A 25196-nucleotide genomic window follows, 5' to 3' on the forward strand; every position below is an offset into this window, starting at 1 on the left:
GACCTAACCGGCGGCGCGCAGGATGCGCGCCGGTCTGACAGCCAGAGGGCGCAGGGCAAAGACCAGGCCGGCTCCTGTGGTCACGGCGATTCCGGCCAGAACGATGGCAAGCGCGGATGGCCAGATGATCGTGAAGCCGGTGTCAAAAATGAACGTTGCCACGGCCCAACCGCCGGTGATGCCGGCCAGCAGGGCCACGCCTCCGGCTGCCGTGCCAAGAAGTACGGCGCGCAATGCAAAGCTGAGAAGAATGCGGCGGCGGCCAGCCCCGAGCGTTTTCAGGATCGCGGCCTCGTAGCGGCGCGCGGGCTCTCCGGCGGCGGCCGCGCCGATCAGCACGAGAAACCCGGTCAGCAAAGATACCCCGGCCCCGTAAGACGTGGCGGATGCCAACCCGGCTAGCAGGCCGGAAACCCGGTCGATCGCGTCCCTCACACGGATTGCGGTGATGTTGGGAAATTGCCCTGCGAGATCGCGTAGTATGGCGGCCTCGGCCTGTTCTTCGGCATAGACCGTTGCGATGAAACTGTGCGGTGCCCCGGCCAGCGCGCCGGGGTTCATGGACATGACAAACCCCATTCCGGCGGTTGAGAAGTCAACCTCACGCAGAGAGGTCAGCCGGGCCGTGATGTCCCGGCCGAGAATGTTAACCGTCAACTCATCGCCCAGCTTGAGACCCATCTCAGCAGCTTCTTCCGCGGCAAAACTGACCTGCGGCGCGCCGGAATAGTCATCTGACCACCATTCCCCTTTGGTGATGCGCGCGTTCTTGGGGGGACGTTCGGAATAGGTGATCCCCCGGTCTCCGTCCAGCACCCAGTGATCGCCAGCCACCTCGCGTGCAGGCTGTCCGTTGATCCCGGTTATGATTCCGCGCAGCATTGGCGCACTTTCGATGCGGCTGACCGCCGGGTCGGTTTCCAGCCGTTCCATGAACCCGGGCATCTGGTCTTTCTGGATGTCGACAAAGAAGTATGACGGCGCCACGTCCGGCAAATTGCCCGAGATTGCGTTGCGCAATGTTCCGTCAATCTGCCCGACGGCCGCCAGCACCGACAGCCCCAACCCAAGCGACAGCACGACGGGACCAGCACCTTCGCGCGGGTCAGAGATGGCCGACAGGGCCCAGCGCAAGGCGGGCCGCCCGCGTGTTGCCGAAGCCCCTGCACGCGCAACTCGGCGAATGATCCACGCGGTTGCGGCCAGCAAAGCCATCGCTCCGGCCAAACCGCCGCTGGTCCACAAGGTCAGGCGGGCGGAGCCGCTGAACCATGCGGCAAAAGAGATCAGGAGGGCAAGGCCCACTGCGGTGGCGATCACGTAAGCGGGACGGGGAAAAAACCGCGCCGATGTCAGGGCATCGCGAAACAGGGTTGCGGCGCGGACCTCTTCGGTTCTGGCCAGCGGCCAGAGAGTGAACAGGAACGCCGTCAGAACGCCGTAGAGGGCTGCCTCGGCCAATGGCTGGGGATAGATCGAAAATACAGCTGGAACCGGCAACCGGCTTTCGATCAGCGGTGAAAGCATCAGGGGGGCCGCGCCGCCCAGGGCTAGGCCCAGCGCGATGCCGATGACAGACAAAATGCCGATCTGGATCATGTATGTCTGAAAAATCGTGGCACGGTCGGCACCAAGGGTGCGCAATGTGGCAACCGTTTCCGTCTTTTGTGACAGGTACGCCCGCACCGCTGCCGAGATGCCGATGCCGCCTACGGCCAGACCCGACAGACCTACAAGCACCAGAAAGGCGCTGAGCCTTGCGACGAACTCAGCGATGCCAGGGGCACCGTTGCGAGCATCTGTCCAGCGCATGCCGGTGCCGTCAAAGGCTTCTTTTGCTTCGGTCGACAGGGTGGCAAGATCTGCGGCGGGCGGCAGGTCCAGCCGGTATTTCGTGGAGAACAGCGTGCCGGGTTCCAGCAAACCCGATTTGCTCAGGTCTTGAGTGCGCACCAAGGTACGCGGCCCCAATCCGAATCCGTCAGCGGCCCCGTCCGGCTCGAACATCAGCGCGGCCATTACGACAAACTCCTGCGTCCCGAGCGTGACGGTGTCCCCTGCCTCTAGGTTCAGCCGATCCATCAGGGCGGGGTCCATCACCGCTCCGGGCAGATCGTCCTGACCGTTCAACGCAACTGGCAGGGGCATCGCGGGCTCCAGCGTGACAGAGCCAAGCAATGGGTAGGCGTCATCGACCGCCTTCACCTGTGTCAATGCGCGATCCGGACCGTCATCGTGTTGCGTGACAGCCATGGACCGGAAGTCGACGATTTCGGATACCTGCCGGGCTGACGCGTTCATCCAGCTGCGTTCTTCGTCGCTGGCATAGCGGTAGGTGAATTCCAGCTGCGCGTCCCCACCCAAAAGGGCGGCGCCCTCTTGGGCCAAGCCAGCCTGAATCGCATGCCGGACTGAACCCACTGCGGCGATCGCGGCGACACCCAGCGCAAGGCAGGCCAGAAACACGCGAAATCCCTGCAATCCGCCGCGCAGTTCACGGCGCGCCAACCGTCCGGCCAGCCGCAGGCTCATTCAGCGGCCTCCTGTTGGGCATCCCCGGCAATGCGGCCATCCCGCAAGCGCACGACTCGGTCGCATTTCCGGGCCAGTGCGTGGCTGTGCGTTACCAGAACAAGGGTGGCACCGTGTTTGTCCCGCAACCCAAACAACAGCTCGACAATGGCGGCGCCATTGCTTTCGTCCAGATTGCCGGTCGGTTCATCCGCCAGCAGGATCTGCGGCCGGGGGGCCGATGCGCGGGCAAGGGCAACGCGCTGCTGTTCCCCGCCCGACAACTGCGCCGGGTAGTGATTGCGCCGGTGCGACAGTCCAACGGCTTCAAGCTCGGCCTCGGCGCGGGTGAACGCATCCTTGTGACCAGCCAGTTCCAGTGGCGTGGCGACGTTTTCAAGCGCGGTCATTGTCGGGATCAGGTGAAAGTTCTGAAACACAACACCCATGTAGTCGCGCCTGAAACGCGCCAAAGTGTCTTCGTCCAGCCCTGTCAGATCGCGCCCAAGCGCCGAGACGGTCCCACAGGTCGCCTGTTCAAGCCCACCCATCAGCATCAGAAGTGAGGATTTGCCTGACCCGGACGGTCCGACCAGGCCTATCGTTTCACCCTGCCGCACAGTCAGGTTGATACCATGCAGGATATTCACCCGACCGGCATTGCCATCCAGCGACAATGAGGCATCTTGGAGCGTAAGAACTGGTGACGTCATCAGTCTTTCCGAAAAGGAGCGGTCATTTGGGATATGGAGCGGTTGGGACCTTGCGCAAGACCTTGATGTCGGGCCTGTTTGTCTTTTGCGGCTTTGCGGCCACAGCCGAACCGGTGGTCATCGCGGCGGTAGGGGATTCTCTGACGCATGGCTATGGCTTGCCCGAGCAGGAGGGATTTGTCCCTCAGCTCGGCCGCTGGCTTGAAGATCGCGGCGCCGAGGTGACGCTGATCAACGCAGGTGTGTCGGGGGACACAACAGCCGGTGGCGCGGCGCGTATCGAATGGACGCTGACACCGGAAGTCGATGGCGTAATCGTTGCCCTCGGGGCCAATGATCTGTTGCGCGGTGTTGATCCTGCGGTGTCGCGTGAGAACCTCGATACCATCCTGCAGACAGCCAAAGCGGCCAATGTCGAGGTCTTGCTGATCGGGATGGAAGCGCCGGGAAACTTTGGCCCTGACTACAAACAGGCCTTTGACGCCATCTATCCTGAATTGGCGCAGAAACACGGAGCGCTTTATGCAGAAAGCTTTTTCGCCGGCCTTGATGCCGGTGGCGATCCGACTGCCGCGCTTGGGTTCATGCAGGCTGACGGCATTCATCCCAATGCACAGGGCGTGGCCCTGATTATCGAGGCGCTTGGGCCAGATGTTCTTAAGCTGGTCGGGAACGCAAACCGATAGGAGCGCATCATGCCGGGGCGGTTTTTTCTGACGCGGCCCATTTCCGAGATTGCCCGGTTTCTGGGTGTGCCCGCTGAGGTGGCCGCTCAGCCGCCGCGTCATAACATTCAGCCGGGGCAGGAGGTGATGACCCTGACAAGCGCGGGGCTGGCGCCGATGCGCTGGGGCATGATCCCGGTGGGGCGGGTCAACGCGCGGGGCCGCCCGGTGATGGAGACGATCATCAACGCAAGATCCGAAACGGTGTTTGACAAGACGGCGTTTCAGGGTGTGGGCAGGGCGGTGATTCCTGTCGACGGCTGGTACGAATGGACCGGAGAGAAACGGCGCAAGACAGCGTGGCGCATTTCGTCGGTTGACGGTGCGCCGCTGATATTTGCGGCGATTACGGACACCTGGCAGGCCCCCGGCGGACTATGTGTCAATCAGGTTGCCGCAGTGACCTGCGAACCGAACGCGGATGTCCGGCCGATTCATCATCGCATGGGGGTTTTGCTGAATCCGTCCGATGTGCCGGGATGGCTGACCGGAACCGAGGCTGAAGCGCAAAGCCTTGCTCGCCCGTGGCCAGAAGGGCGGTTAAGGATCGAGCAGGCTGATAATGTGGATTGGTCAGCGCCGTGATCGGATTAAACCACACTGACCACCGTGCCCAATGGTACGCGCTGGTAAAGGTCGATCACATGCTCGTTCAGCATTCGGATGCAGCCGTTTGACACCGCCCGTCCAATGGTCTGCGGCTGTGTTGTACCGTGAATGCGGAAATAGGTGTCGACGCCGTTTTGGAACAGATAGAGCGCCCGGGCCCCCAGTGGATTGTCTCCTCCGCCGGGCTGGACATAATCGTTGTCCTTGAACTTGGCGTAAGTCACCGGTTCCCGCTCGATCATTTCGTCCGTTGGCCGCCACGTCGGCCATTCCTTCTTCACGTCGATTGTCGCGGTGCCGGTGAATTCCAATCCGGCTTTGCCGACCCCGCAGCCATAGCGGATCGCCTTGCGCGGCTCGGTCACGAAATACAGATAGAACGAGCGTGGCACGACCAGCAACTGACCAGGCTGAAACTGTTTCTTGATCCGGACCACCTGCGGCGTGGGGTCGTATTCGACGGCTTTCTTCTTGGCCAGGCTCATTCCCGGTGTGAGGCTGGCTGCTGCTGTCGATGCAAGAAATACACGGCGCGTGAACATGGTGGGCTCACCTATCCTTCATGAAAAACATGAATTCAGTCTCGGAAGGATACACGATCCGGTCAATCGCTGCGCACTGATAAAGGGATTGTGATGTATTTTGCGCGCCACAGTTCAAGGGCGCGGCAAGAAAAAGGGCGGAGAGATTCTCCGCCCTTTTTAACTGGTCAGGCCAGTTCGATATTGTCCGCGCTTTCGCGGCCGTCACGACCCGAGCGCAGCTCGTACGTGACTTTCTGGTTGTCGGCCAGACCGGTCAGGCCGGAACGTTCCACGGCCGAGATGTGTACGAAGATGTCTTTGCCGCCATCTTCGGGTGCGATAAAGCCGTAGCCTTTGGTGGTGTTGAACCATTTTACGGTGCCTGCTGGCATGCCCGTTGTCTCCTGTTTTGATGCTGCCCACGGGGTTGCGGCAGCCTGGCGTCGTCGGTCTGGATCGATAGACTGAGCGCCGGAAACGGAGACAGTAGGTCGAAATAGAAAAACGTAAGCAACCGGGATATGGCACCGCGCAGGGCGTGTGACAAGGGAGTTTGTGTGCTTTGTACAACGGTTTAAGGGCCTGCAGCGCGTTTTGAACGGTTTCCCGCCGAAGGGTTCGGCCCGAATCCCGCGCATGTCGAACCTGATACGGGGACCGCGATTTCAACAACCTGAGCAGAATTGACAGAAGCGCCTACCACCATGGGCCCTGCCCGAGCAATCGTCAGTTGAGTCCCGAGTCGCAGAGCACCCGAAAAACTATAGGGTAGAGAAGTGGGGTTGCCCACAACCCTCGGATTTTATTCAGATATTACGATGTTTTGAAAAGCAGGCTTTTGGTGCTATAGTAACGCACATAACCGTGGGGGCGGATATGAGACTTGTTTGTACATTTGCGGTCCTTTGCTGGGCTGGTTCTACCGATGCATTGACTGTTACAGTTGATTGGGAAAGCCCGTTGCCTGATGGTATCGAACGGGAAACCAACCGGTTGTCCACGTATTCGAGCGAAAAATCCCGTGAGGATATGGAATGGGACATGTTCCGAATCATCCAGTCGGCAGCAACCTCTGATCGCCACCTCGAAGAAATTCGGCATCTTGAAGAGCTGGAGTTGGAGCAGGAGCAGAACCCAATCGAACAGGATCCCATCGAACAGGATGAGGAATTGACGGAAGTTACAGAGCCCGATTTCTGTGAATTGTGGTGCGAAGAGCCCGGGTCGGAAGGTACCGTGACAGAAGTGAATGTCTCTGCCGTCCCAATTCCGGCCACTGGGTTGTTGCTGATCGGTGCTTTGGCGGGATTGTTCGGATTCAGACGGATTGGTGGCAGCCGGTCCGGGTAGGCGCGGCAACGAACGACCCCTTGGTATTTCGAAAGTGAATTATGTAATCCGATGGCGCGGTGCTTTGGCGTCTCGCCATCGCGTATGCAACCAGTCGCTGGATGGGTGGAACCGCCCGTCCTTCCGGTCCCTTACCGTTTCAGTCCACCCCTTTACGAGTTGGTAGTCATAGCTGCCGTAAACCGGATGCATGTCCAACTATCGGCGTGTCCGCATTCCCGGCGCCAGTTATTTCTTCACCGTTTCTTTGGCCGATCGATCGTCGGACCTTTTGACGCGCGAAGTGGCGCATCTGCGGGCGGCCTTTGCGATGACGCAGAGGGAGCGGCCATTCTGGTGCGATGCGTTTGTTGTGTTGCCGGATCATTTGCATGCAGTATGGACCCTGCCACCTGGGGATGCGGATTATTCGACGCGGTGGGGCGCGATCAAGGCACGGTTTACCATGCGTGTGAATAAGGCAAGTTGTAGGCCGGGCTTCAGCCCGGCACTCGTGCCCAGGGAATTGCCTGTAGTGACATCCGGCAGGTATGCCGGGCTGAAGCCCGGCCTACGGGCCGATAAACGCGAAGCGCCTGTATGGCAACGCCGGTTTTGGGAACATTGCATCCGGGACGAACGGGATTACCGCAATCATATGGCGTATTGTTGGGGCAATCCGGTCAAACATGGGTTGGTGGAGCAGCCGGCCGATTGGCCGTATTCGTCGATACACCGCGATATTCGCGCAGGTCGGGTCGATCCGGAATGGAGTGGTGTGGTCACCGATGGCACGTTCGGTGAGCCGTAGGATGGGGTTTCACCCCATCATTTGAGAGGTTGGAGTTTAGAAGAAGTTTGGTGCGCGGGAACAGATCGTGTGGGTGTTCGGGTAGGGTCGTTGAGTGGGTGATGGGGTGAAACCCCATCCTACGCTTGCTTGCTGCTTTTAGTGATTAATGGGGTCATTTCCTATCCTGAGTTTGCTTAAGCGATTCTGCACTGATTGAAGCGAGCGATACGAATTCGTCATCCCCGAAAATATATCTTTCGCCAGAATAAGGGTACATTGTTGACTTAATCGTAGCTTTGTCTTTTTCACTAAGATCATCATACCATGACGGTCGAAAGAAAATATTCTCGACATGTGACAGTGACATGGCGAACGAGAATTTAGCTAAGCTTTTCGCTTCGATATCGTACAGATCACGGATAAATTTTCGAACGTCTTGCTGTTTGTTTCCCTGAAACCCACCAACTACTAAATAGCTGCTTCCATCTATGATGCCCACAAACAGACCTACGTGACTCCACTGAAAAGACAGTTTTTCGCCAGTCATTACATTTTCACCTGTTACACTCTTCATGGGTGCAAATGCACCCGTGGCAGCGAACGGCAAAGTCGAGTCAAACTTTGCAGCAAAAAAGTAAAATTCTTTAGATTTCCAGTATGAACTGCTCTTTGTAGTTGGAAATGGGTCCACTTAAATTCTTTGTAGCCAGCCGCTATACCTTCTAGGTTAGCCGCAAATATCTCTTTGTTTTCCTTTGAGGAAACCAAGTCCGAGTTCAGAACTTGTTGATTGAAGGCCAATGATCTCCTTTTCTTAAAACATTCAAGTGATATTGCCCGATAGCAGAGCAGCAGTGCCGCCCGCTCTGTCATATACTGGAACCCATCCTCGATCTCATAAAAGACGTCGTTATCATGTCTTTTGCAAAATCCATCAAAAACAGATGCCTGTCGTGTACCTAGTTTTTTGAATAACTCCTTCTTCATTGTAGGCAATGCAAGAGGGTCAAATCCGAGAACGTGCCCGTTCTCGGAAATCCCCTTCAAGGCACCTCTATTGTGCAGAGAGTGACTCCCAATGGTTCTGTTTTTGCACCTAATGTCTTGTTCATCATGGTAAAGACAGCGCTCAGGTCTTCTCTAGACCAATTTTTTAAGTTTAGTTAAGCCTTGAGATAAGTTTTTGGTCACCGCGCAAACTTCTTATGCTTCAATCGCTTGGGCTCCAGCGCGTCCGGTCCCAGACGGCGCTTTTTGTCCTCTTCGTAATCCTCGAAGTTGCCCTCGAACCACTCCACGTGGGCATCGCCTTCGAACGCTAGGATATGCGTGCAAATCCGGTCGAGGAAGAAGCGGTCGTGTGAGATGACAACGGCGCAGCCGGCGAAATCGACCAGCGCGTCTTCGAGTGCGCGCAGGGTTTCGACGTCCAGATCGTTGGTCGGTTCATCCAGCAACAGGACGTTGCCGCCCTCTTTCAGCAGGCGGGCCATGTGGACGCGGTTGCGCTCACCACCAGACAGCAGCGAGACTTTCTTCTGCTGGTCGCCGCCCTTGAAGTTGAAGGACGAGCAATAGGCGCGGGAGTTGACCTGTGCGTCGCCCAGCTGGATGATCTCGGCACCGCCGGTGATCGCCTCCCACACGGTATCGTTGTCTTTCAGGTCATCGCGGGACTGGTCAACGTATGACAGCTCGACCGTGTCGCCCAGCGTGATGGTGCCGCTGTCGGGCTGTTCCTGACCGGTGAGCATCTTGAACAGGGTCGATTTACCGGCGCCGTTGGGGCCGATGACGCCGACGATGCCGCCGGGGGGCAGGGCAAAGTTCAGCCCTTCGATCAGTTGCTTGTCGCCCATGTGTTTCGACAGGCCCTCAACTTCGATCACCTTGCCGCCAAGGCGCTGGCCGTTGGGGATGACAATCTGGGCGCGGGTCAGCTTTTCCCGCTCGGACTGTTCGGCCAGTTCGTTATAGGCGTTGATCCGGGCCTTGGATTTGGCCTGACGGGCCTTCTGGCCCTGACGCATCCATTCCAGTTCGCGCTGCAGGGTCTTTTGCTTGGACTTGTCCTCGCGCGCTTCCTGCTCAAGCCGTTTGGCCTTTTGTTCCAGCCATGCAGAGTAGTTGCCCTCGTACGGAATGCCGCGGCCGCGGTCGAGCTCCAGAATCCAGCCAGTAATGTCATCCAGGAAATACCGGTCGTGGGTGACGATCAGGATGGTGCCTTTGTAGTCGATCAGGTGCTGTTGCAGCCAGGCGATCGTCTCGGCGTCCAGGTGGTTGGTCGGTTCGTCCAAGAGCAGCATGTCGGGCGCTTCCAGCAGCAGCTTGCACAGCGCCACACGGCGTTTCTCACCACCCGAGAGGTTGGCGATGTTGGCATCGTCCGGCGGGCAGCGCAGCGCCTCCATCGAGACGTCGATCTGGCTGTCGAGGTCCCACAGGTTTTCCGCGTCGATGGCGTCCTGCAGGGTGGTCATTTCCTCCATCAGCTCGTCCGAATAGTTCTCGGCGATCTCCATGGCGATCTCGTTGAAGCGGTCGACCTTGGCCTTTTTCGCGGCCACGCCCAGCATGACGTTTTCGCGGACAGTCAGGGATTCGTCCAGCTGCGGTTCCTGCGGCAGATAGCCGACCTTGGCACCTTCGGCGGCCCAGGCCTCACCGGTGAAGTCGGTGTCGAGACCGGCCATGATCTTCATCAGCGTCGATTTACCTGCGCCGTTGACGCCGACGACACCGATTTTCACGCCGGGCAGAAAACTCAGGTGGATGTTTTCAAAGCACTTCTTGCCACCGGGATAGGTCTTGGAGACACCCTGCATGTGGTAGACATATTGATAGGCGGCCATGTCGCGTCCTCTGGGTCGGGAAATTGGGTTGGAACGCTAGATATCCAAGCGGGACGGGCGGGGCAAGCTGGTGGTTTCGTGAATTTCGTTCACGGATCGCGACGGGTATTGTGGCCATGGTCGAAGGGGAGAGTGTTTTGTCGGAACTGGCAAGTTTGATAGCTGGATGGGCGCAGCCGGGGCACGTTGAATGGATCGGGTTACGTCCTGACCGGCGGGCCGCGATGATCCCTGTGAAACAGGTTCTGGTATCCGAGGCCGGACCCGAGGGCGATCGGGGCCGTGCGGGTAAACGCGCGGTGACGCTGATCCAGCAGGAGCATCTGGCGGCGATTGGTGCGTATCTGAGACAGGGGCCTGTTTCGCCGGACATTCTGCGGCGCAATCTGGTGGTGTCGGGGATCAATTTGGCCGCGCTCAAGGGGCGCGAGGTGCAGGTGGGTGAGGCCATTTTGCGGTTCACCGTGATTTGTGCGCCCTGCAGCCGAATGGAGGAGGCGCTGGGCAAAGGTGGCTACTCAGCCGTGCGCGGTCATGGCGGCTGGTGTGCCGAAGTGGTGCGATCCGGGCAGGTCCGCCTGGGCGACGCGGTGCAACCAGTTGATTGACAAGCCCGACCGAATTTGAACATCAGCAAAGAATGAAGCGGTATTCGATCCCTTTTGCGCGGCCCGGGCAGGTCGTGGGGCTGTTCGGTGGATCCTTTGATCCGCCGCATCGCGGTCATGTGCATGTGACGCTTGAGGCGATGAAGGCGTTCGGGCTGGACCGGGTGTGGTGGCTGGTTTCGCCGGGCAATCCGCTGAAAGAGCGCGGCCCCGCGCCGCTGAAACAGCGGGTTCGGGCGGCAAGGGCGGTCATGCGGCACCCAAGGATTAAGGTCACGGATATCGAGGCGCAGACGGGAACGCGGGCGACGGCGGATACTCTGGCGGCGTTGCAGAGGCTCTATCCGCAGGTCAGGTTTGTCTGGCTGATGGGTGCGGATAATCTGGCGCAGTTTCACCGCTGGAAAGACTGGCGGAAGATCATGGACAGTGTACCTGTGGGTGTGGTCGCGCGGCCCGGTGACCGGATTTCGGCGCGGATGTCTCCGGCAGCGCGGGCTTACGCAAGATATAGGATTGACGGGCAGGCGCGGCATTTGCTGGGGCGGGCCAGCGCCCCCGCTTGGTGTTTCGTGAATGTGCCGATGGTCGATGTCAGCTCGACCGAAATACGCGGGCGCGGTGAATGGGCAAATCAGGTGTTGCCGGAATAGCCCCCATGGCCACATAATCCTGTGCAGGCGGTTGTTTGGGCGAAAACTCTGGGATTTTAATTGACCTATGGTTGATCGTTATTCGCGTCGATTCATTCTTGGCGGGCTTGGGGCCGCGCTGATCCCTGCTACCGGACTGGCTGGGGCGCCGCTGGTGTCACTGCGGCCGCAGATGCGCGGGCCGGAGTTGAACGGTGTCGAGCGGATTGTCCGCGCAGCCGGACTGCAGGGTGAGGTCGTCTTTGCCGTCGCCGATGCGGAAACCGGGGCGCAGCTGGAAGGATATGGCGCGCAGGACGGATTGCCGCCAGCCAGCGTGGCCAAGGCGCTGACGGCATTGTATGCGCTGGATGTGCTGGGGCCAGAGCATCGGTTTGAAACCAGATTGATGGCGGACGGACCGGTCGAGAACGGTATTCTGAAGGGCGACCTGATCCTTGTGGGTGGCGGCGATCCGCTGCTGGATACGGATGCACTTGCCAGCATGGCGGCCAATCTGCGCGAGGCCGGGATCACCGAGGTGCGCGGCGCGTTCAAAGTGTATGATGGCGCGCTGCCCTACGTGAACAGCATTGACCCGGGTCAGCCGGATCATCTGGGCTACAGCCCGGCGATCAGTGGCATATCGCTGAATTTCAACCGGGTTCATTTCGAATGGAAGCGCGACGGCAAGGGCTATGATGTGGCCATGGATGCGCGCAGTGCACGGTATAACCCGGCCGTCGACATGGCGACGATGCAGGTCGAAACCCGCAGTTTGCCGATTTACACCTATCAGCCCAGTGCGCGGCAGGACCGGTGGACTGTTGCCAAGGAGGCGTTGGGCAATGGTGGCGCGCGGTGGCTGCCCGTTCGAAAGCCGGCGCTATATGCGGGCGATGTGTTCCGCACGCTGGCGCGGGTCAACGGCATCGTTCTGGGCCGGGTTCAGGTCACACGGCAGGCGCCTGAGGGCACGATTCTGGTGGTGCACCAGAGTGACCCGCTGGAGAGCATCCTGCGGGGAATGCTGAAATACTCGACCAACCTGACGGCCGAGATGGTCGGGTTAGCGGCCTCACGGGCGCGGGGCGCGCGGCCGCAGACTCTGGCCGAATCCGCGTCCGAGATGAACCGATGGGCGGCTGAAACCTATGGTGTCGAGCGGATCGCCATGGTGGATCATTCGGGTCTGGGCGATGCCTCGCGCATGGCACCCGGCGATCTGGTCAAGGCGCTGGTTGCGGCGCGCAAGACAAATGTGCTGCGCCCGTTGTTGAAGCCCTTCACCCTGACCGACAGCAAAGGACGCGCCGTGCGGGATCACCCCGTCAAGGTAGCCGCCAAAACCGGAACGCTGAATTTCGTTTCCGGCCTGGGCGGGTTTTTGACAACGGTTGACGGAACCGATCTGGCCTTTGCCATCTTTACCGCCGACGTGGACCGGCGCGCCACAATTCCACGTGCGCTGCGCGAACGCCCCGAGGGTGCGCGCAACTGGAACAGGCGCTCGCGCAAGCTGCAGCGCACGCTGATCGAGCGCTGGGGGTCACTTTACGGCAGTTGAACTCAGACGGTGTGGCGGGCGCGGGCCCCCCGCTCGATTGCGGCGGCGTGCAGACGGTCAACGTCCAGTTCGTACCGGATTTCCTCGAGCAGGCGCAGTTCGGTTTCCGCAAGGGTGCCATCGGCGGCTGCAACGTCGCAGGCCAGCGCGTAGGCGGTTTCGTTCAGCCGCTCGGGCAGGTTTTCCCGGATCAGGCCAAACAGGGCGTCCAGGCCGTCTTCCTGTTCGAACAGGTCAAACACGATCTGTGACACCCGGCGGGTACGGTCGATGTCGTAATCGGCAAAGACCGGCAGCATGTTGACGGCGGTTTCTATCTTGACCAATTCGGCAGTGCGAATGTTTTCGTCCGAGGCCGAGACCGCAACCATGATCGCCACGAGGCAATCCTGCGGGGACATGGGATGTGCAATTTGGTCGGTCATGGCCTGTTCCTGACTGGTTTTTCTGAGTGGGCACGATAGGAGGGCGCGCAGGCAGGTTCAACACCTTGTTTTCTGTGACTTGGTCGGGGAATGCCCGCAGTTCGTATCCGGAATGCCGCTCCGGACGGTCAGCTTGTGTTCACCCGGCCGCCGACATCCTGAGGTGCCAGAGCCACGGTTTTGATTACGGCGTAACAGGTGCGTCCCGGGGCCAGGCCCAGGGCCGACACCGACCGGCGAGTGACGCGGGCCAGAACCGGGCCCGCGGGGGTTTGCACCGATACGATGGCCCCCGGACCGTCACCGGCGCGGATCGTATCGACCGTGCCTTCCAAGACGTTCAGGGCCGACAGACCTTCGGGTTTTCGGTCTGACAGGATGACTTCCTGCGCCGGGATGCGAATGCGCAGGTTTTCTCCGACCCGGTGCGGGATGCGCGGCAGGAACAGGCGTGCACCGCCCGCGTCCAGTTCGCTCAGCCCGTCGGCGTGGTGATCGTGTACACGAACCCGCAGCACCGCGCCGACCGCGCGCACACCGGCAGGTGCAACAGAAGGGTCTGCCAGCACGTCCGATGCGGGACCGTGCCGCACGACCTTGCCGTCCTGCAAGGCCACAACCGAGGTCGCAAGCCGGGCCACCTCGGCGGCGGAGTGTGTGACATAGAGGATAGGCACCGATACCTCGTCCCGCAGCCGCTCGAAGTAGGGCAGGATTTCCGCTTTACGGGCGTCATCCAGCGCGGCGAGCGGTTCGTCGGCCAGTATCAGGCGGGGGCTGGCCAACAGGGCTCTGCCGATGGCAACACGCTGCTTTTCGCCACCCGACAGGCCCGAGGGGCGGCGATCCAGCAGATGACCGACGCCCAGCATTTCGATTACTTTGCCGGGATCTTCACGGTGCGCCCTGCGGGGCGCAAACCAGCGGCCGTAAGCCAAATTCTGGCGGACGGTCAGATGCGGAAACAGTCGGCCTTCCTGAAAGATATAGCCAAGACGTCGCCGGTGAGGTGGCAGCCACAGGCCCTGATCCGTGTCGAACAGAACCCAGTCATCCACGGCCACCCGCCCCGCCCGGGGACGCAGCAGACCGGCCACCGCATTCACAACGGTGGTCTTGCCGGAACCCGATCGCCCGAACAGGACGGTCACACCGGGCGGTGCGTCAAAGCTGAGGTCCAGATCGATCCCCGGCAGTTCCTGTTGCAAGCGGACAGAAAGGCTCATGACCCGGCCACCCGTTCCGCCGCGCGGCGGCCGACATATTCGGACAGGAGCAGCGCGCCCATGGCAATGATGATGGACACGATGACCAGCCGGGTTGCGGCGGCCTCACCGCCGGGAACCTGCAGAAACGCATAGACTGCCGACGGCAGCGTCTGTGTCTGACCGGGAATGTTGGACACGAATGTTATGGTGGCCCCAAACTCGCCCATTGCCTTGGCAAAGGCCAGAATGGCACCGGCGATGACGCCCGGAAGGATCATCGGCAAGGTCACGGTGGCAAACACCATAGGCCGTGAGGCCCCCAAGGTCGCACCTGCCTGTTCCAGTTTGGGGTCCACCGCCTCAATCGACAATCGGATGGCGCGAACCATCAGGGGAAAGGCCATGATGCCGGCGGCCAGCGCCGCGCCGGTCCAGCGAAAGGCAAACACGATGCCGAACTCGGCCAGGAAGCTGCCTAGTGGCCCCTGAATGCCGAAGGTCAGCAACAACAGATATCCGGTCACGACAGGTGGCAGGATCAGGGGCAGATGCACCAGCCCGTTCAGCACTTGCCGCCCCGGAAACCGCCAGCGTGCCAAGGCGTAGGCCACAAAAATGCCAAACGGCAGCGTGGCCAGTGTGGCCCAGAACGACACCCGCAGGGACAGTTTCAGCGCCTCAAGCTCTTCTGGTCCCAACCAGCCCATCGGCTTTACCCGTTCGGCAGGGAAAAACCCTGCGCGGCAAAAACGCCCTGAGATGGGGTAGATTGCAAGTGTTCGAGAAAGGCCCGACCTGCCGGATTGGCGGTTGCGGTCAGGGCGGCGGGATAAACGATTGGGGGGTGCAGGTCACCCGGTATCGCGGCGACGACGCTGACCCGGGTTTCGGCCTGCGCATCGGATCGATAGACGATCCCCAGCGGGGCTGCGCCGCTTGCGACCAGCGCAAGTGCGGCGCGCACGTTGTCGGTCTGTGCAACCTGTTCCTGCACATCGTCCCACAGGCCGAGGCTTTGCAACGCGGCCTTGGCATAGACACCCGCAGGGACGGCATCGACCAGCGCCGTGGCCAGATACCCGCCGTCCAGCGCGGTCATTAGATCGAAATCAGCGGACAGGTCTTGCGCGGGTGCCTTACGGGAAGGGCCTATCAGCACAAGACCGTTGCCCAGAAGATCGATACGGGAATCGGGCGCAATCAGCCCCATGTCCTGCAACTGATCCATCCAGTCCTGATTGGCCGAGATGAAAAGATCCGCCGGTGCGCCCTGCTGAATTTGCCGCGCCAGAACTGAGGATGCGGCATAAGACACCGTCACCTGATGCCCGGTCCGGTCTTCGAAAGCAGGGACGATTTCATCCAGCGCCGTCTTGAGGCTGGCCGCCGCAAAGACGAGAACACCCTCGGCCGTGGCCCGCACCGGAGCCAGCGTCAGGGTGCCAAGGACCAGGGCCGCAATGAGAAAACGGCAGGCGCGGGTCAGGATCATGCGCATTCCTGTGGTTTCAGTCCTTTCGGGAATATCGGAGGCAGCAGGGAACACGCAAGCGCCTTTCCCTGCGGCGAAGGAATTTGTGGGCCAGTGGTCTGACGAAATCGCTGATCTGATCCGGTCCGTTCCTGTCCTTTGGCGCAAGAATTTGTTCCGGACCCTCTTGCGCCCGCGCGCAGGCTTGGCTACATGCACCGTCACGGGTGATTAGCTCAGTTGGTAGAGCGCTTCGTTTACACCGAAGATGTCGGGAGTTCGAGTCTCTCATCACCCACCATCCTTCAGCCCTGATGTTCTGGCGTCTTTTCAAATAAAGACGCGACAACGCCACTTTGCGTTCATCGCGGGTGTTTGTTGTTGGTCTAACGTGAATAGAACCCGTCACGAAGCTCTTGTCGCAAGCGCAGACGCTCGGGGTATTCTTTCAGAAACTGTTCGGGTGGCTTGCCCTCCCAGACCTGCGCGTAGACCCGCATCTTGTTGCCGCCATAGATCTTTTCGAGATCCTCGTTGGAATAGCCGCGCGCCCAAAGATCATCTGTGATGGCCGCCAGGATCTTGGCGAGTTCACCGTTGCCGGTGGCTCCTTTGTTGAAGGCGTCGATCATGTATCCGCCATCATCGTACATGCTTGCGTTTGCAGTTGCGAACTGCACGACAAGTTCGGTCGAGAACATGTCATCCGTTGCGACCCCGACATGGTCGACACCCACAAGCTGGACGTAATAATCGATCATATCTGCGGCCTGTTTGGGCGAGATATCCTCGGGCCAGATGCCGTCCATCATCCATTCGGTGAACGTCGGCGATACATATCCGCCCGACTTGGCCGCGCGCAGCGCCTCGTCGTCGGGAATGGCGCGATAACATCCGCGCGCGGTTGCGTTGGGTTCGTTCTTGTAAAGCCCCGCAGGCACAGAATGTGTGTAGACATAAGGCACGCCGGGGTAATTCTCGTCCATATAGTTTATGGCGTCGTTGGCGGTCTTGGAACCAGTATGGCTGAGGTCCAGCAGGATGCCGAACCGCACCATTTCATCGATGACAGATTTGCCCCAGGGCGTAAGGCCGATGTCACGTCCGTTGTAGGCTGCTAATTGTCCCGAACCCGTTCGGAAAATATCGTTGTAGGCCAGGATCATGCTCTTGACCCCCATATCCTTCAGCAACGCCATCTTCCTGAGATCGCCATCCAGGATCGTTGCCGTTTGGCTATTCCAGATGACCGCCGTCTTGCCTTGGATATGGGCGGCCTCGATGTCGCGTGTCTCGTTCACGATCAGGTAGTTTTCAGGCTGTTGCGCCATGGCTGCGCGGAAATGGTAGTGCTGCTCAAGCAGGGATTCAAAGGACATGCCAGCGGCTGCCAGCGTCATCTCATGCCCCGTGATGCCATTGTCCCGAGCACGTTCAAAGTAGGTGTGCAACTGTTCGTACTCGGTCCAGCCGGTGCCGTAGGGGCTGGCCAGCATACCCAGAACGATTGTGTCCTTCACGAACTGCCTGGCTTCATCTGACGCGTCCCATGTCTTGCTTTCTTCACTGGCAAGCAACGCGCCACCAAAGATTATTGCCAGGGCGCTTGCGGCCAACAGGGTCTTCATTACGGAATCTCCCTTGTTATTTGTTGTTCAGGACGTCGGGCGAACCTCAGAAAACGATCCGGGTTCGCAGACTGAACAGCGTGATATTATCCTGATTTGGGTTCAGCAGCGGATTGGAAATGAACTGCACCGATGGCGTGATCTGCAGGCCGGGCGAAATCGAAAAGCGATAAAACGCCTCGACTGTGAACTGGTCTCCGTCGATGCCGCGGGCTTCGGCCCAATTGAGGCCCAACCCGGCCAGATCGGTGTTTCGGCCGTAATATCCCATGCCAGCCGAGACCGACCGCTTGTACAGCGCGGCCGTCCCTTTCGCGGCCCCGGCACGCAGGAACGGCATCCATTTGTTGTCCACAAACCAAGCAGCAGAGAACACACCGCCATAGTCTTCGGGGCGGCTGCCGTCGTCGGCGGCATCCGCGTGCCAGAGGGTAAGATGGACATTGTCAAAATAGATGCGGTCGAAGCCGGATGTGTAACCAAGTTCGAGCGATTTGAAGAGATTGCCATCGCTGAAAACATCAAAATCCGGGTCGGACGGGTCGGCATTGGCATCGGCGACACTGGCGACCAAATAAAGGTTGCTGTTGAGCTTGAGGCCCCCGGCAATACCAAGCCCAGGATTGGGGGCATTGATGGTTGGATTGGTGTTGAATGCCAGGTTCTGAAACCCGCTATAGGGGCTGACCAGACCGTAGATATCAACAAAGTCGGTCACATCTATCTGACCAAACTGTAATGTCCACGCCCCGTCGTCGGCCCTTTGCGTCCAGAACAGATTGGTCAACAGCAGCCCGGTGTCGTTGAAAGCCGTCCCGGTGATCGACAGGGCGCCGCCGTCCAGTCCAAGAAACTGCGGCGCAACATCCGTATAGCTGTGCCGGTGCTCGATCTTGAATGTCAGAGAGCCACGCTCGGTCGCTTGCCAGTTTCCGTAAAAGCGCGCGATACCGCTGGCTGCTTCTCCGGTTCCCAAGTCTGCGTTCGTGGTTTGGCCCAACGCCAGATAATCCAGGTTGAACCGAACCCCGTTTTCGGCCAGCCGATCTTTCCAATTGAACCAACCCGGCGCGATGTTGCGCGGAAAATCCGAACGGTATTGCGGGTCGGTCAACCCGTCCCCGGGTTCAAGATCGGCCTCAACGGATGAAGGTCCTGACAGCCCCTGCGCATTGGCTGCAGCAGCGGTCGCGATGACAAAAACGGCGGCAATCAGGTGCCTTATCATTCGGAAATCCTTGCCCCTCCGGTCTTGCGGTCGCCCGCCGCGCGGAGACGATCTGCTGCCTGCTTTTTCCACTCCAGCCTGTCTGCCTCTGTTTCCAAAGTTTCGACGCTGTCCGTCTCCAATTGGAAAGTTGCGCGCATGGGCACAAGTCCATCGACAACCATCAGTTCCTGATCCGAAGGATCAATTGTCAGCTTTCCAGTCAGTCGCACAGGTTCATGAACATAGCTGGGCGTCCAATCGCCGTTCAGCCGCACCCGGATCATCTGGTTGGGCACAGGAGGGGGCATGTGGCTGCACATTCCGCGTTCCGGCACCAAATAGGCCACGGGCTGGCCGTCCGGGTCGCTGGGTGCGGGAATAGCAAAACCCGCCAGCGTAATTGTCTGACCGTCGAATTGCGGGTTACCGGCAGTCCCCGCCTTTCTTCGGCGTTCAGTCACGACTTCCCGCTGATCCAGCAGCCAGTCGACATCCACACCACCGGCCAGCAAGGCATCCTCGGTCTCGGTCAGAAGCTCTTGCCAGTTCTGCCGTTCTTCGGCGCTGCCTTTGTCCTGCTGCAGCCTGCCGCGCAACCGCACAACAAACAGAACGTCGTCGAATTGTTCGGGGCTGAGGTCCCGGTACGGGTCCTCGAATTCCTGCACGGACGGGTCGGGCAAATCAGCCCAGTCCAGCGCTGTGCCTGACATCGCCACCGCAGATTGAGCGCACCAGGACATGGCTGCGACGACAGCGAGGAAAAACCAGTGACGCATTAAGAACCTCCGGGTGATTTCTGCGGTCAATCCAGCGTGTTTTTGTAAATTACACCGTCTTTCATGATCACGCGAATGGTTTCCGGGCTGTCGGGCCTGGGATCAGCACCGAACCACTGATCCCCGGTACCAACCACCGAGAATTCCTCGAGCGGGTTGCCATCGATCAGCAGAATGTCGGCATAGGCGCCTTCTTCGATCACGCCCAGCTTGCCGGCGGTATACGGGTTCATGAAATCGCCCGACAGCGCCACAACCTCGCCACCGGTCGAGGTCAGCGTCACCAATGACGTGTAGGGACCGAAGAATTCGTTATTGAGGTGCTTCTCGTAGGCGATCTGGATGTTGCACGCTTCGACCGAGCCGACACAATCTGTCTGGAACCCGCGCTTGACCGGGCATTTTTTCATGTTGTCGATGTAGCCGGCGAAAGTGGCCGAGGCCGATTTCGCCTTGGCAAGGCTGGAGGGCACATTGGCAACCGCCGGAATATCCAGCAGGCCGGGATCGAAGGCTGTCAGGTTCGTGGTGATGTAGGCCCCTTTCTCGTTCATGACCTGGGCAATTTCGCAGTCAAACGAGAAGCCATGTTCTATCGACATCACACCTGCGTCGAGCGCACCCAGGATCGCTTCCTTACGATAGGAATGCGCCATGACGTAGCTGCCGTACTCATTTGCCACCTGCACTGCGGCTTTGATCTCTTCAGGGGATCCCGCCAGCAATTGCCAGGGGTCGAATGCCGAAACCACACCGCCGGACTGCATGAATTTCAGTTGCGTCGCACCCATGCGAAAATTGTTGCGCGCGAATTTGTAGACATCGTCAACGCCGCTGACCTCCTGCGCCAGGTTCAGGCGGCTCATGTTGGTTTCCGAACCCGGCGGCGCGGTGAAATTGGCAAAGTCGGCGTGGCCACCCCGGGTTCCGATGAACGCACCGGACGGATAGTAACGGGGGCCCTCGATTTGACCCGAGTCGATTGCCCTGCGAAGTCCCCCATTGGCCCCGCCCGCATCCCTCACAGTGGTGAAGCCCTGCATCAGGTACATCTCGGCCATCCGGGCGCCGTGAATGGCGAAGTCTTCCCACGTCGTGTTGGCCTCCATCGCCGGAAGCGTTGGGCCCATCAGCATGAGATGCGCATGCAGCTCGATAAAGCCGGGGGTTAGAGTTCGTCCTCCGCCATCGATCACGGTGGCATCCGGTGCCTCGATCGCACCGGTCGAAACGGATTTAATGAGGTTTCCCTCGACCAGAACGCTGGCATTCTCGATGCGCTGCTCATTCACACCGTCGAAGACATGGACATTGGTAAACAGCGTCTGGGGCGCTTTTTCGTCTTGCGCCTGTGCGGCCAGAGAAGAGGAAAACGTTACCGTGACAACGGCCGCTGAAAGAAGGAAGTTTTGTAAGCCGGACATGAGAAACCTCGTCATATTCAGATCCTTTTAGACTAGCCCGAAAGGGCTTGGACCGGTTGCCACTTTTTCAGTAGGATGTTCGAATGTGGCAGGAAAAGTGGCTACTCGCCCAAACTTGCTGCTTGAGCCGAAGGGGACGATCGTGCCAGTCAATTCTACCGCAGGGGACCATAGCGAGGGCTTTATTCGGCTGGCATTGGCCGCGCCGTTTCTACGGCACCTCACCGACCGCAGGATCGACCCGCGGCCGGCCCTGGATCAGGTGGGCCTCAAGGCCGAATTGTTGTCCGATCCATCCGTCTATGTGCATTCCGAGCTGGTTTTCGGACTTCTGAATGCGTTTTCGGAATTGGCGGGCGATCGGTATCTCGGGCTTCATGTCGGCGAAACCTTCGATCTGCAGGGCTGGCCGCCTTTTGCGCAGGCGCAGCAATCCTCAAAGACGCTTTTCGAGTTTTTCGCCCATTTCGTGCGGCTCGTGCCGCAGGAATCCAGCTCGGTTCGGCACAGGCTGATCGTGGATGCGGACAAAGCGACCTATCGGGTCGAGCGGCAACAAGAGCCCGCGGTTCCACCGATCCAAGTCACCGGTTTCGGCGCCGCAATCTATGTGAGGCTTCTGCAAACCGTTGTTGGCAACTCGTGGGATCCAACTGTCGTGCGATGGGAAAGCCGATACATCAATGGCTTGCCGATCGCCTACAAAGGGATCGAGGTTGGTCTTGGGGCCGACCCCGGAATGCAGCTAAGTTTCCCTGTTGAATGGTTGTTTTTGCACCATGTTTCAGTGGGTTATGTCGCCCCCAAAGTCTCGGCACCACAAGAGGAAGAAGTGACCGTGGTGGCCGCATTGCGATCCGTCTTGCGCGACAAACTGGATGAAACGGATTTGGGACCAGAGGTGGTGGCCGGGTTGCTTGGCATACAGCCGGATCGGTTTCTGAAGGCACTTCAGCAACAAAGCACAACGCTGCCGCGCGAAATCAAACGGCTGCGCATCAATGTAGCAAAGGAACACCTGAAGGACGACAAAAAGACAATCGCAGAGATTGGTCTGATGCTGGGTTACTCGGACAAGTCCCATTTCACGCGGTTTTTTCGAAGCCAGACTGGAGTGACACCAACCAAATTCCGGCTTGGATCTGGCTGAAGCGCAAAAGTCCGGACTGGCGGTTCGCGGCCTTTCATAGGCATGTCCGTCAAAAGCCGACAAGAATTCGTAACACATTCTCTCAGAAGGCATCTTAGGGTTGTGAGGTCTCGAGTTCTGCTCGCTATCCCGTCAGAAACCGCCCCCCAACAGGACCAAAGCTGTTTGCGCCGGAGAAATTGAACTTTGTATTTGTGCGATTTGACTGCGGGCCAGATACCTGTCGGTCAAAAGGCCAACGGCATCCGGATCTGAGAATTGAGACAGATCGTCGGAACCGGTCAGGCGGGACAACTTGTCTTTGAAAACCTGAAGCTGTTTGTCGATATCAAGCTGTGCGAAACTTGCTGGCAGGCCCAGCGCCGTTTCCATCATCTTGCGCAGGGGCGGCAGGCTCATCAGATCAAACCACTTGGTGTCCGCGCTCCCGCCGCTTGCCGCCAGATCGGCCAGCGCGTGCTGCGCATAAAGCGAGATTCGCAACGTTTCGTCGCTTTCGCCCACCGCAATCTCGAACCGGGAAACCACGTTGTTGCGTGCTATTTCTTCCATCTTCGCGATTAGGCCGGTTTTTCTGATTTCTCCTGGCCCCAGGCCAAAGGCTTCGGAGAACGCGCGATACCTTTTGTCGGACAAGCGATTGGACAGCGCATCATCGGCCTGGGTGCCGTCTGACAGGATCTTCTGAATGAAAAACCGATTGTTCAGGTCGTTCTCCAGCCCAAACGCCCCCAGCGCAACCTGTAACAGGCGGCGGTCAGACACCAAATCTTCTGCCGCTTTCACTTTGCCGATGTTGTCCAGAAAATACCGGGCCTCGCGGTCATTGACGTTGGACGTGCCGAAGCTTTGCATCTGCGCGTCATAGGTACGCTGCAGGAAGCGCCAACCGACCAGTCCGCCCGATGGTATGACCGGCTGAAAGCTCATCACTGATACGCCATCAGCCGCGCTTCCCGCGGCAGCAGGGATCTGAGCGCTTTCAGGCATTTATAGTGCTGTCCGGCGACAAGGGCCTGCGTTGCCTCGGCCAGAACCCGTCGGCTGTCGGCGTCGGTGAACACCTGGCTCAACTCCTCGACCCGGCGCAGCAATTGTTGGCGGGCCTGATCCGGATCCATATCTCCGGACAAAACAAGCTGAGCCGCGTAGCATACCCGTCGGACAGGTGTATTGACCTCGTCCGGATGAATGGCGTCCCGCAACCGCAATACATTTGCCTCCGGCGTCATGATCGAGAACCGGCTGCGCCGGTCTCCGTTTTCGATCACCACCCCGTTGATCAGCACCCGTTCCTTTGGGGCAAGCTTCAGAACCAGCCCGCTCATCTTGGGTCTCCGTTTTGGCGAAGACCGCGCAGGACGGCCATGTTGATCTCAAGCAAAGGGTCCACCATTGCGTCGTTGCTTAGCACTTTGCTGCTGTGCTGTTCCGTGAACTCGGCCAGATAGAATATCCGGGCACGCAGTTCGGCGGGCAACGCGTTTTCTGAATCTGAAACACCGCTGGCAAGCACCGACCACAACCGCCGGTTTTCGTGCAGCGCATGAACAAACCCGCCATAATCCGCATTACGGCGCGCGGATGCGGCCTTCAGCCTGTGAGTGATCTTGGAAATCGCCTCGTATTCCGTGTCGCGCGGCGTTCGTGTCGGTGCAGCGGTTTGAGCATAAGCGCGTTGGGCTAGAGTGAGAGGGGTCACATGAAATCCTTCCAGCAGGTCGTCTTCAGGCTGTCTTTGCCGGGGCGGATCGCGCCCGCCCCGACAAGGTTTGGATATTACCGGAACAGCGACAGGATCGACTGCGGTGCCTGGTTGGCGATCGAAAGCGACTGGGTGGCCAACTGCTGCTGTACCTGCAGCGCCTGCAGGCGCGCCGAGGTCTCTTCCATGTCGGCGTCGACCAGCGAGCCGATCCCAGATTTGAACGAGTCCGCAAGGTTCGAAATGAACGCTTTTTGGGTTTCGATTCGACCCTGCGATGAGCCAAATGCCGCAGATGCGTCAATCGAAGTGTCGACCAGCGATTCGACTGCTGCCAGGGCGGCGGTCGCTCCTGCTCCGGTGGAGACATCGATCCCCGCCAGCGCGCCCAGGCCGCCGGATCCGGCGTTCACGTACTGGGCCGAGAACGAGATATCCTCGCCGGTGCCATTGGTCACGGACAGTGTCCCCGCAGTGCCTGAATCGTAATCGACGGTCAGGCCGGTAATGCCCAATTCCTCAATCTTTGCTTTCAGGCCTACGGCGACCAGATCGCCGGTGGTGGTCGCAGCGGCATCCGCTGCCGACACCGTGTAGGATACAATCTGATCGTCAATCGCGACGACAACCTTGTCACCGGCGGCGAAGGCGCCGCTGGATTCATCCGTCACCAGGGCGGTGGCGGACGTGGCGCCATTGTCAATTGTGGCCCCCACGCGGTCGTTGCCGGTCGACGCGCCGGTCGAGCCATCGAACACCTGCGCCGCCACATAGCCGCCCGTTGAAAGGTTCTGGCCTGCAACCGTGATGGACGACGCCGTTACCGCACCGGTATTGTCGCGATCCAGAGAGGCCAGGATTGACGCCGACCCGGCTGATCCGTTCACCAGATTCAGGCCGTTGAACTGGGCCGCGCTGACCACAGACGCGATCTGGTCCTTCAATGCGGTCACGTCGTCATTGATCTTGCTGCGATCAACGTTGTCTTCCTGCGCGGCAACGATCTTGGCCTTCATTTGGGTCAGCAGATCCGTCACCGTCTCGGACGCATTGCGCGCCACGGCGACCGTCGATTCACCCAGTGCGAGGCTGTCCTTGATGGCGTTGAACCCCTTGACGTCCGACTCCATCACCTTGGAAATTGCCCAGACGGCAGAGTTGTCCTTGGCAGTCGCAACGTCTTTGCCTGTCGAGATCGCGTTCTGGGTCTGTGCTAGGTTCTTGTTGACCGACTTCAAGGTTTGCAGCGCCACCATTGCGCCGTTGTTTGTCAGAATACTGGACATGTCATTCATCCTTCTCCGTTCGGGCATTTCGGGCCCATGCTGTC

27 protein-coding genes and 1 tRNA gene are annotated in these 25196 nt (G+C 59.4%); 9 read left to right on the top strand and 19 right to left on the bottom strand.

What is annotated here, in order from left to right; genetic code table 11:
• Positions 1-3 precede the first annotated feature (3 nt).
• Together AC2FIR_RS02460 and AC2FIR_RS02465 are read right to left on the bottom strand one after the other, a co-directional pair.
• Complete coding sequence (locus AC2FIR_RS02460; RefSeq protein WP_496745183.1) at positions 4-2532, bottom strand: ABC transporter permease; 2529 nt, start codon at positions 2530-2532, stop codon at positions 4-6.
• The gene (locus AC2FIR_RS02465; RefSeq protein WP_496745181.1) at positions 2529-3224 is read right to left on the bottom strand and encodes an ABC transporter ATP-binding protein; all 696 of its coding nucleotides are present in this window, start codon (positions 3222-3224) and stop codon (positions 2529-2531) included. Before AC2FIR_RS02465 ends, AC2FIR_RS02460 begins: the two co-directional genes overlap by 4 nt.
• A 65-nt stretch (positions 3225-3289) precedes the next feature.
• On the opposite strand from AC2FIR_RS02465, the gene AC2FIR_RS02470 reads away from it, so the two are divergent.
• Both AC2FIR_RS02470 and AC2FIR_RS02475 read left to right on the top strand, forming a co-directional pair.
• Positions 3290-3910 (top strand): arylesterase, encoded by a 621-nt coding sequence (locus AC2FIR_RS02470; RefSeq protein ID WP_496745222.1) that lies wholly within the window; start codon positions 3290-3292, stop codon positions 3908-3910.
• Positions 3911-3919: 9 nt separating this feature from the next.
• Entirely contained in the window at positions 3920-4534 is a 615-nt protein-coding gene (locus AC2FIR_RS02475) for an SOS response-associated peptidase (protein ID WP_496745179.1), read from the top strand.
• Between the two features lie 5 nt (positions 4535-4539).
• Here the strand turns inward: AC2FIR_RS02475 and AC2FIR_RS02480 are convergent, their stop codons facing one another.
• Both AC2FIR_RS02480 and AC2FIR_RS02485 read right to left on the bottom strand, forming a co-directional pair.
• Complete coding sequence (locus AC2FIR_RS02480; protein ID WP_170679301.1) at positions 4540-5100, bottom strand: L,D-transpeptidase; 561 nt, start codon at positions 5098-5100, stop codon at positions 4540-4542.
• A gap of 167 nt (positions 5101-5267) precedes the next feature.
• Positions 5268-5474 (bottom strand): cold-shock protein, encoded by a 207-nt coding sequence (locus tag AC2FIR_RS02485; protein WP_170378838.1) that lies wholly within the window; start codon positions 5472-5474, stop codon positions 5268-5270.
• A gap of 568 nt (positions 5475-6042) precedes the next feature.
• Between AC2FIR_RS02485 and AC2FIR_RS02490 the strand changes: the two genes are divergently transcribed.
• Together AC2FIR_RS02490 and AC2FIR_RS02495 are read left to right on the top strand one after the other, a co-directional pair.
• Positions 6043-6432, top strand: coding sequence for a hypothetical protein (locus AC2FIR_RS02490; RefSeq protein ID WP_496761877.1), 390 nt, complete (start codon positions 6043-6045; stop codon positions 6430-6432).
• Between the two features lie 190 nt (positions 6433-6622).
• Positions 6623-7222, top strand: a complete 600-nt coding sequence (locus AC2FIR_RS02495) for an REP-associated tyrosine transposase (RefSeq protein WP_496745175.1) — start codon at positions 6623-6625, stop codon at positions 7220-7222.
• 154 nt (positions 7223-7376) lie between these two features.
• Here the strand turns inward: AC2FIR_RS02495 and AC2FIR_RS02500 are convergent, their stop codons facing one another.
• From AC2FIR_RS02500 to ettA, 3 genes are all read right to left on the bottom strand, one after another.
• A complete protein-coding gene (locus AC2FIR_RS02500) occupies positions 7377-7751 on the bottom strand; it encodes a hypothetical protein (protein ID WP_496745173.1) in 375 nt (124 codons plus the stop codon).
• 23 nt (positions 7752-7774) lie between these two features.
• Entirely contained in the window at positions 7775-8251 is a 477-nt protein-coding gene (locus tag AC2FIR_RS02505; RefSeq protein ID WP_496761879.1) for a hypothetical protein, read from the bottom strand.
• 140 nt (positions 8252-8391) lie between these two features.
• Positions 8392-10059 carry an energy-dependent translational throttle protein EttA gene (gene ettA / locus AC2FIR_RS02510; protein WP_496745169.1) on the bottom strand — a complete coding sequence of 556 codons (1668 nt, stop codon included), beginning with the start codon at positions 10057-10059 and terminating at the stop codon, positions 8392-8394.
• Between the two features lie 137 nt (positions 10060-10196).
• On the opposite strand from ettA, the gene AC2FIR_RS02515 reads away from it, so the two are divergent.
• The 3 genes from AC2FIR_RS02515 to dacB all read left to right on the top strand — a co-directional run bounded on the left by AC2FIR_RS02515 (position 10197) and on the right by dacB (position 12866).
• On the top strand, positions 10197-10667 hold the full coding sequence (locus AC2FIR_RS02515; protein ID WP_480491163.1) for an MOSC domain-containing protein: 471 nt from the start codon (positions 10197-10199) through the stop codon (positions 10665-10667).
• A 32-nt stretch (positions 10668-10699) separates the two neighbouring features.
• Entirely contained in the window at positions 10700-11320 is a 621-nt protein-coding gene (locus AC2FIR_RS02520; protein WP_480491165.1) for a nicotinate-nucleotide adenylyltransferase, read from the top strand.
• 67 nt (positions 11321-11387) lie between these two features.
• A complete protein-coding gene (gene dacB, locus AC2FIR_RS02525; protein ID WP_496745167.1) occupies positions 11388-12866 on the top strand; it encodes a D-alanyl-D-alanine carboxypeptidase/D-alanyl-D-alanine endopeptidase in 1479 nt (492 codons plus the stop codon).
• A gap of 2 nt (positions 12867-12868) precedes the next feature.
• On the opposite strand, the gene AC2FIR_RS02530 is transcribed toward dacB, so the two are convergent.
• The 4 genes from AC2FIR_RS02530 to modA all read right to left on the bottom strand — a co-directional run bounded on the left by AC2FIR_RS02530 (position 12869) and on the right by modA (position 15991).
• Positions 12869-13291: a tellurite resistance TerB family protein gene (locus tag AC2FIR_RS02530; protein ID WP_170614169.1), complete on the bottom strand. Its 423-nt coding sequence runs from the start codon at positions 13289-13291 to the stop codon at positions 12869-12871.
• A 128-nt stretch (positions 13292-13419) separates the two neighbouring features.
• Entirely contained in the window at positions 13420-14517 is a 1098-nt protein-coding gene (gene modC, locus AC2FIR_RS02535; protein WP_170679313.1) for a molybdenum ABC transporter ATP-binding protein, read from the bottom strand.
• Positions 14514-15206: a molybdate ABC transporter permease subunit gene (gene modB / locus AC2FIR_RS02540; protein WP_170614171.1), complete on the bottom strand. Its 693-nt coding sequence runs from the start codon at positions 15204-15206 to the stop codon at positions 14514-14516. The genes modC and modB overlap by 4 nt, the downstream gene beginning before the upstream one ends.
• Before the next feature lie 5 nt (positions 15207-15211).
• A complete protein-coding gene (gene modA, locus AC2FIR_RS02545) occupies positions 15212-15991 on the bottom strand; it encodes a molybdate ABC transporter substrate-binding protein (protein WP_480912695.1) in 780 nt (259 codons plus the stop codon).
• A 204-nt stretch (positions 15992-16195) separates the two neighbouring features.
• Between modA and AC2FIR_RS02550 the strand changes: the two genes are divergently transcribed.
• A tRNA-Val gene (locus AC2FIR_RS02550) sits at positions 16196-16271 on the top strand.
• An 85-nt stretch (positions 16272-16356) separates the two neighbouring features.
• Here the strand turns inward: AC2FIR_RS02550 and AC2FIR_RS02555 are convergent.
• From AC2FIR_RS02555 to AC2FIR_RS02570, 4 genes are read right to left on the bottom strand one after another with little or no spacing between them, the layout of a single operon-like run.
• The gene (locus tag AC2FIR_RS02555) at positions 16357-17598 is read right to left on the bottom strand and encodes a membrane dipeptidase (protein WP_496745164.1); all 1242 of its coding nucleotides are present in this window, start codon (positions 17596-17598) and stop codon (positions 16357-16359) included.
• Between the two features lie 46 nt (positions 17599-17644).
• Positions 17645-18826 (bottom strand): carbohydrate porin, encoded by a 1182-nt coding sequence (locus AC2FIR_RS02560; protein ID WP_496745162.1) that lies wholly within the window; start codon positions 18824-18826, stop codon positions 17645-17647.
• On the bottom strand, positions 18823-19587 hold the full coding sequence (locus tag AC2FIR_RS02565; RefSeq protein WP_480812951.1) for a DUF3299 domain-containing protein: 765 nt from the start codon (positions 19585-19587) through the stop codon (positions 18823-18825). The genes AC2FIR_RS02560 and AC2FIR_RS02565 overlap by 4 nt, the downstream gene beginning before the upstream one ends.
• A gap of 26 nt (positions 19588-19613) precedes the next feature.
• Entirely contained in the window at positions 19614-21026 is a 1413-nt protein-coding gene (locus AC2FIR_RS02570; RefSeq protein ID WP_496745160.1) for an amidohydrolase family protein, read from the bottom strand.
• 127 nt (positions 21027-21153) lie between these two features.
• Here AC2FIR_RS02570 and AC2FIR_RS02575 point away from each other — a divergent pair, with 127 nt between their 5' ends.
• Positions 21154-22161, top strand: a complete 1008-nt coding sequence (locus AC2FIR_RS02575) for a helix-turn-helix transcriptional regulator (protein ID WP_496745158.1) — start codon at positions 21154-21156, stop codon at positions 22159-22161.
• A gap of 132 nt (positions 22162-22293) precedes the next feature.
• On the opposite strand, the gene AC2FIR_RS02580 is transcribed toward AC2FIR_RS02575, so the two are convergent.
• The 4 genes from AC2FIR_RS02580 to AC2FIR_RS02595 form a co-directional block, all read right to left on the bottom strand.
• A complete protein-coding gene (locus AC2FIR_RS02580) occupies positions 22294-23091 on the bottom strand; it encodes a DUF1217 domain-containing protein (RefSeq protein WP_170614177.1) in 798 nt (265 codons plus the stop codon).
• Positions 23091-23489 carry a flagellar biosynthesis repressor FlbT gene (gene flbT, locus AC2FIR_RS02585; RefSeq protein WP_170614178.1) on the bottom strand — a complete coding sequence of 133 codons (399 nt, stop codon included), beginning with the start codon at positions 23487-23489 and terminating at the stop codon, positions 23091-23093. Before flbT ends, AC2FIR_RS02580 begins: the two co-directional genes overlap by 1 nt.
• On the bottom strand, positions 23486-23863 hold the full coding sequence (gene flaF / locus AC2FIR_RS02590) for a flagellar biosynthesis regulator FlaF (RefSeq protein ID WP_170614179.1): 378 nt from the start codon (positions 23861-23863) through the stop codon (positions 23486-23488). The genes flbT and flaF overlap by 4 nt, the downstream gene beginning before the upstream one ends.
• Before the next feature lie 77 nt (positions 23864-23940).
• On the bottom strand, positions 23941-25152 hold the full coding sequence (locus AC2FIR_RS02595) for a flagellin N-terminal helical domain-containing protein (RefSeq protein ID WP_496745156.1): 1212 nt from the start codon (positions 25150-25152) through the stop codon (positions 23941-23943).
• Between the last annotated feature and the right edge of the window lie 44 nt (positions 25153-25196).

The organism is Ruegeria sp. CDSB136 (genome assembly GCF_059610965.1).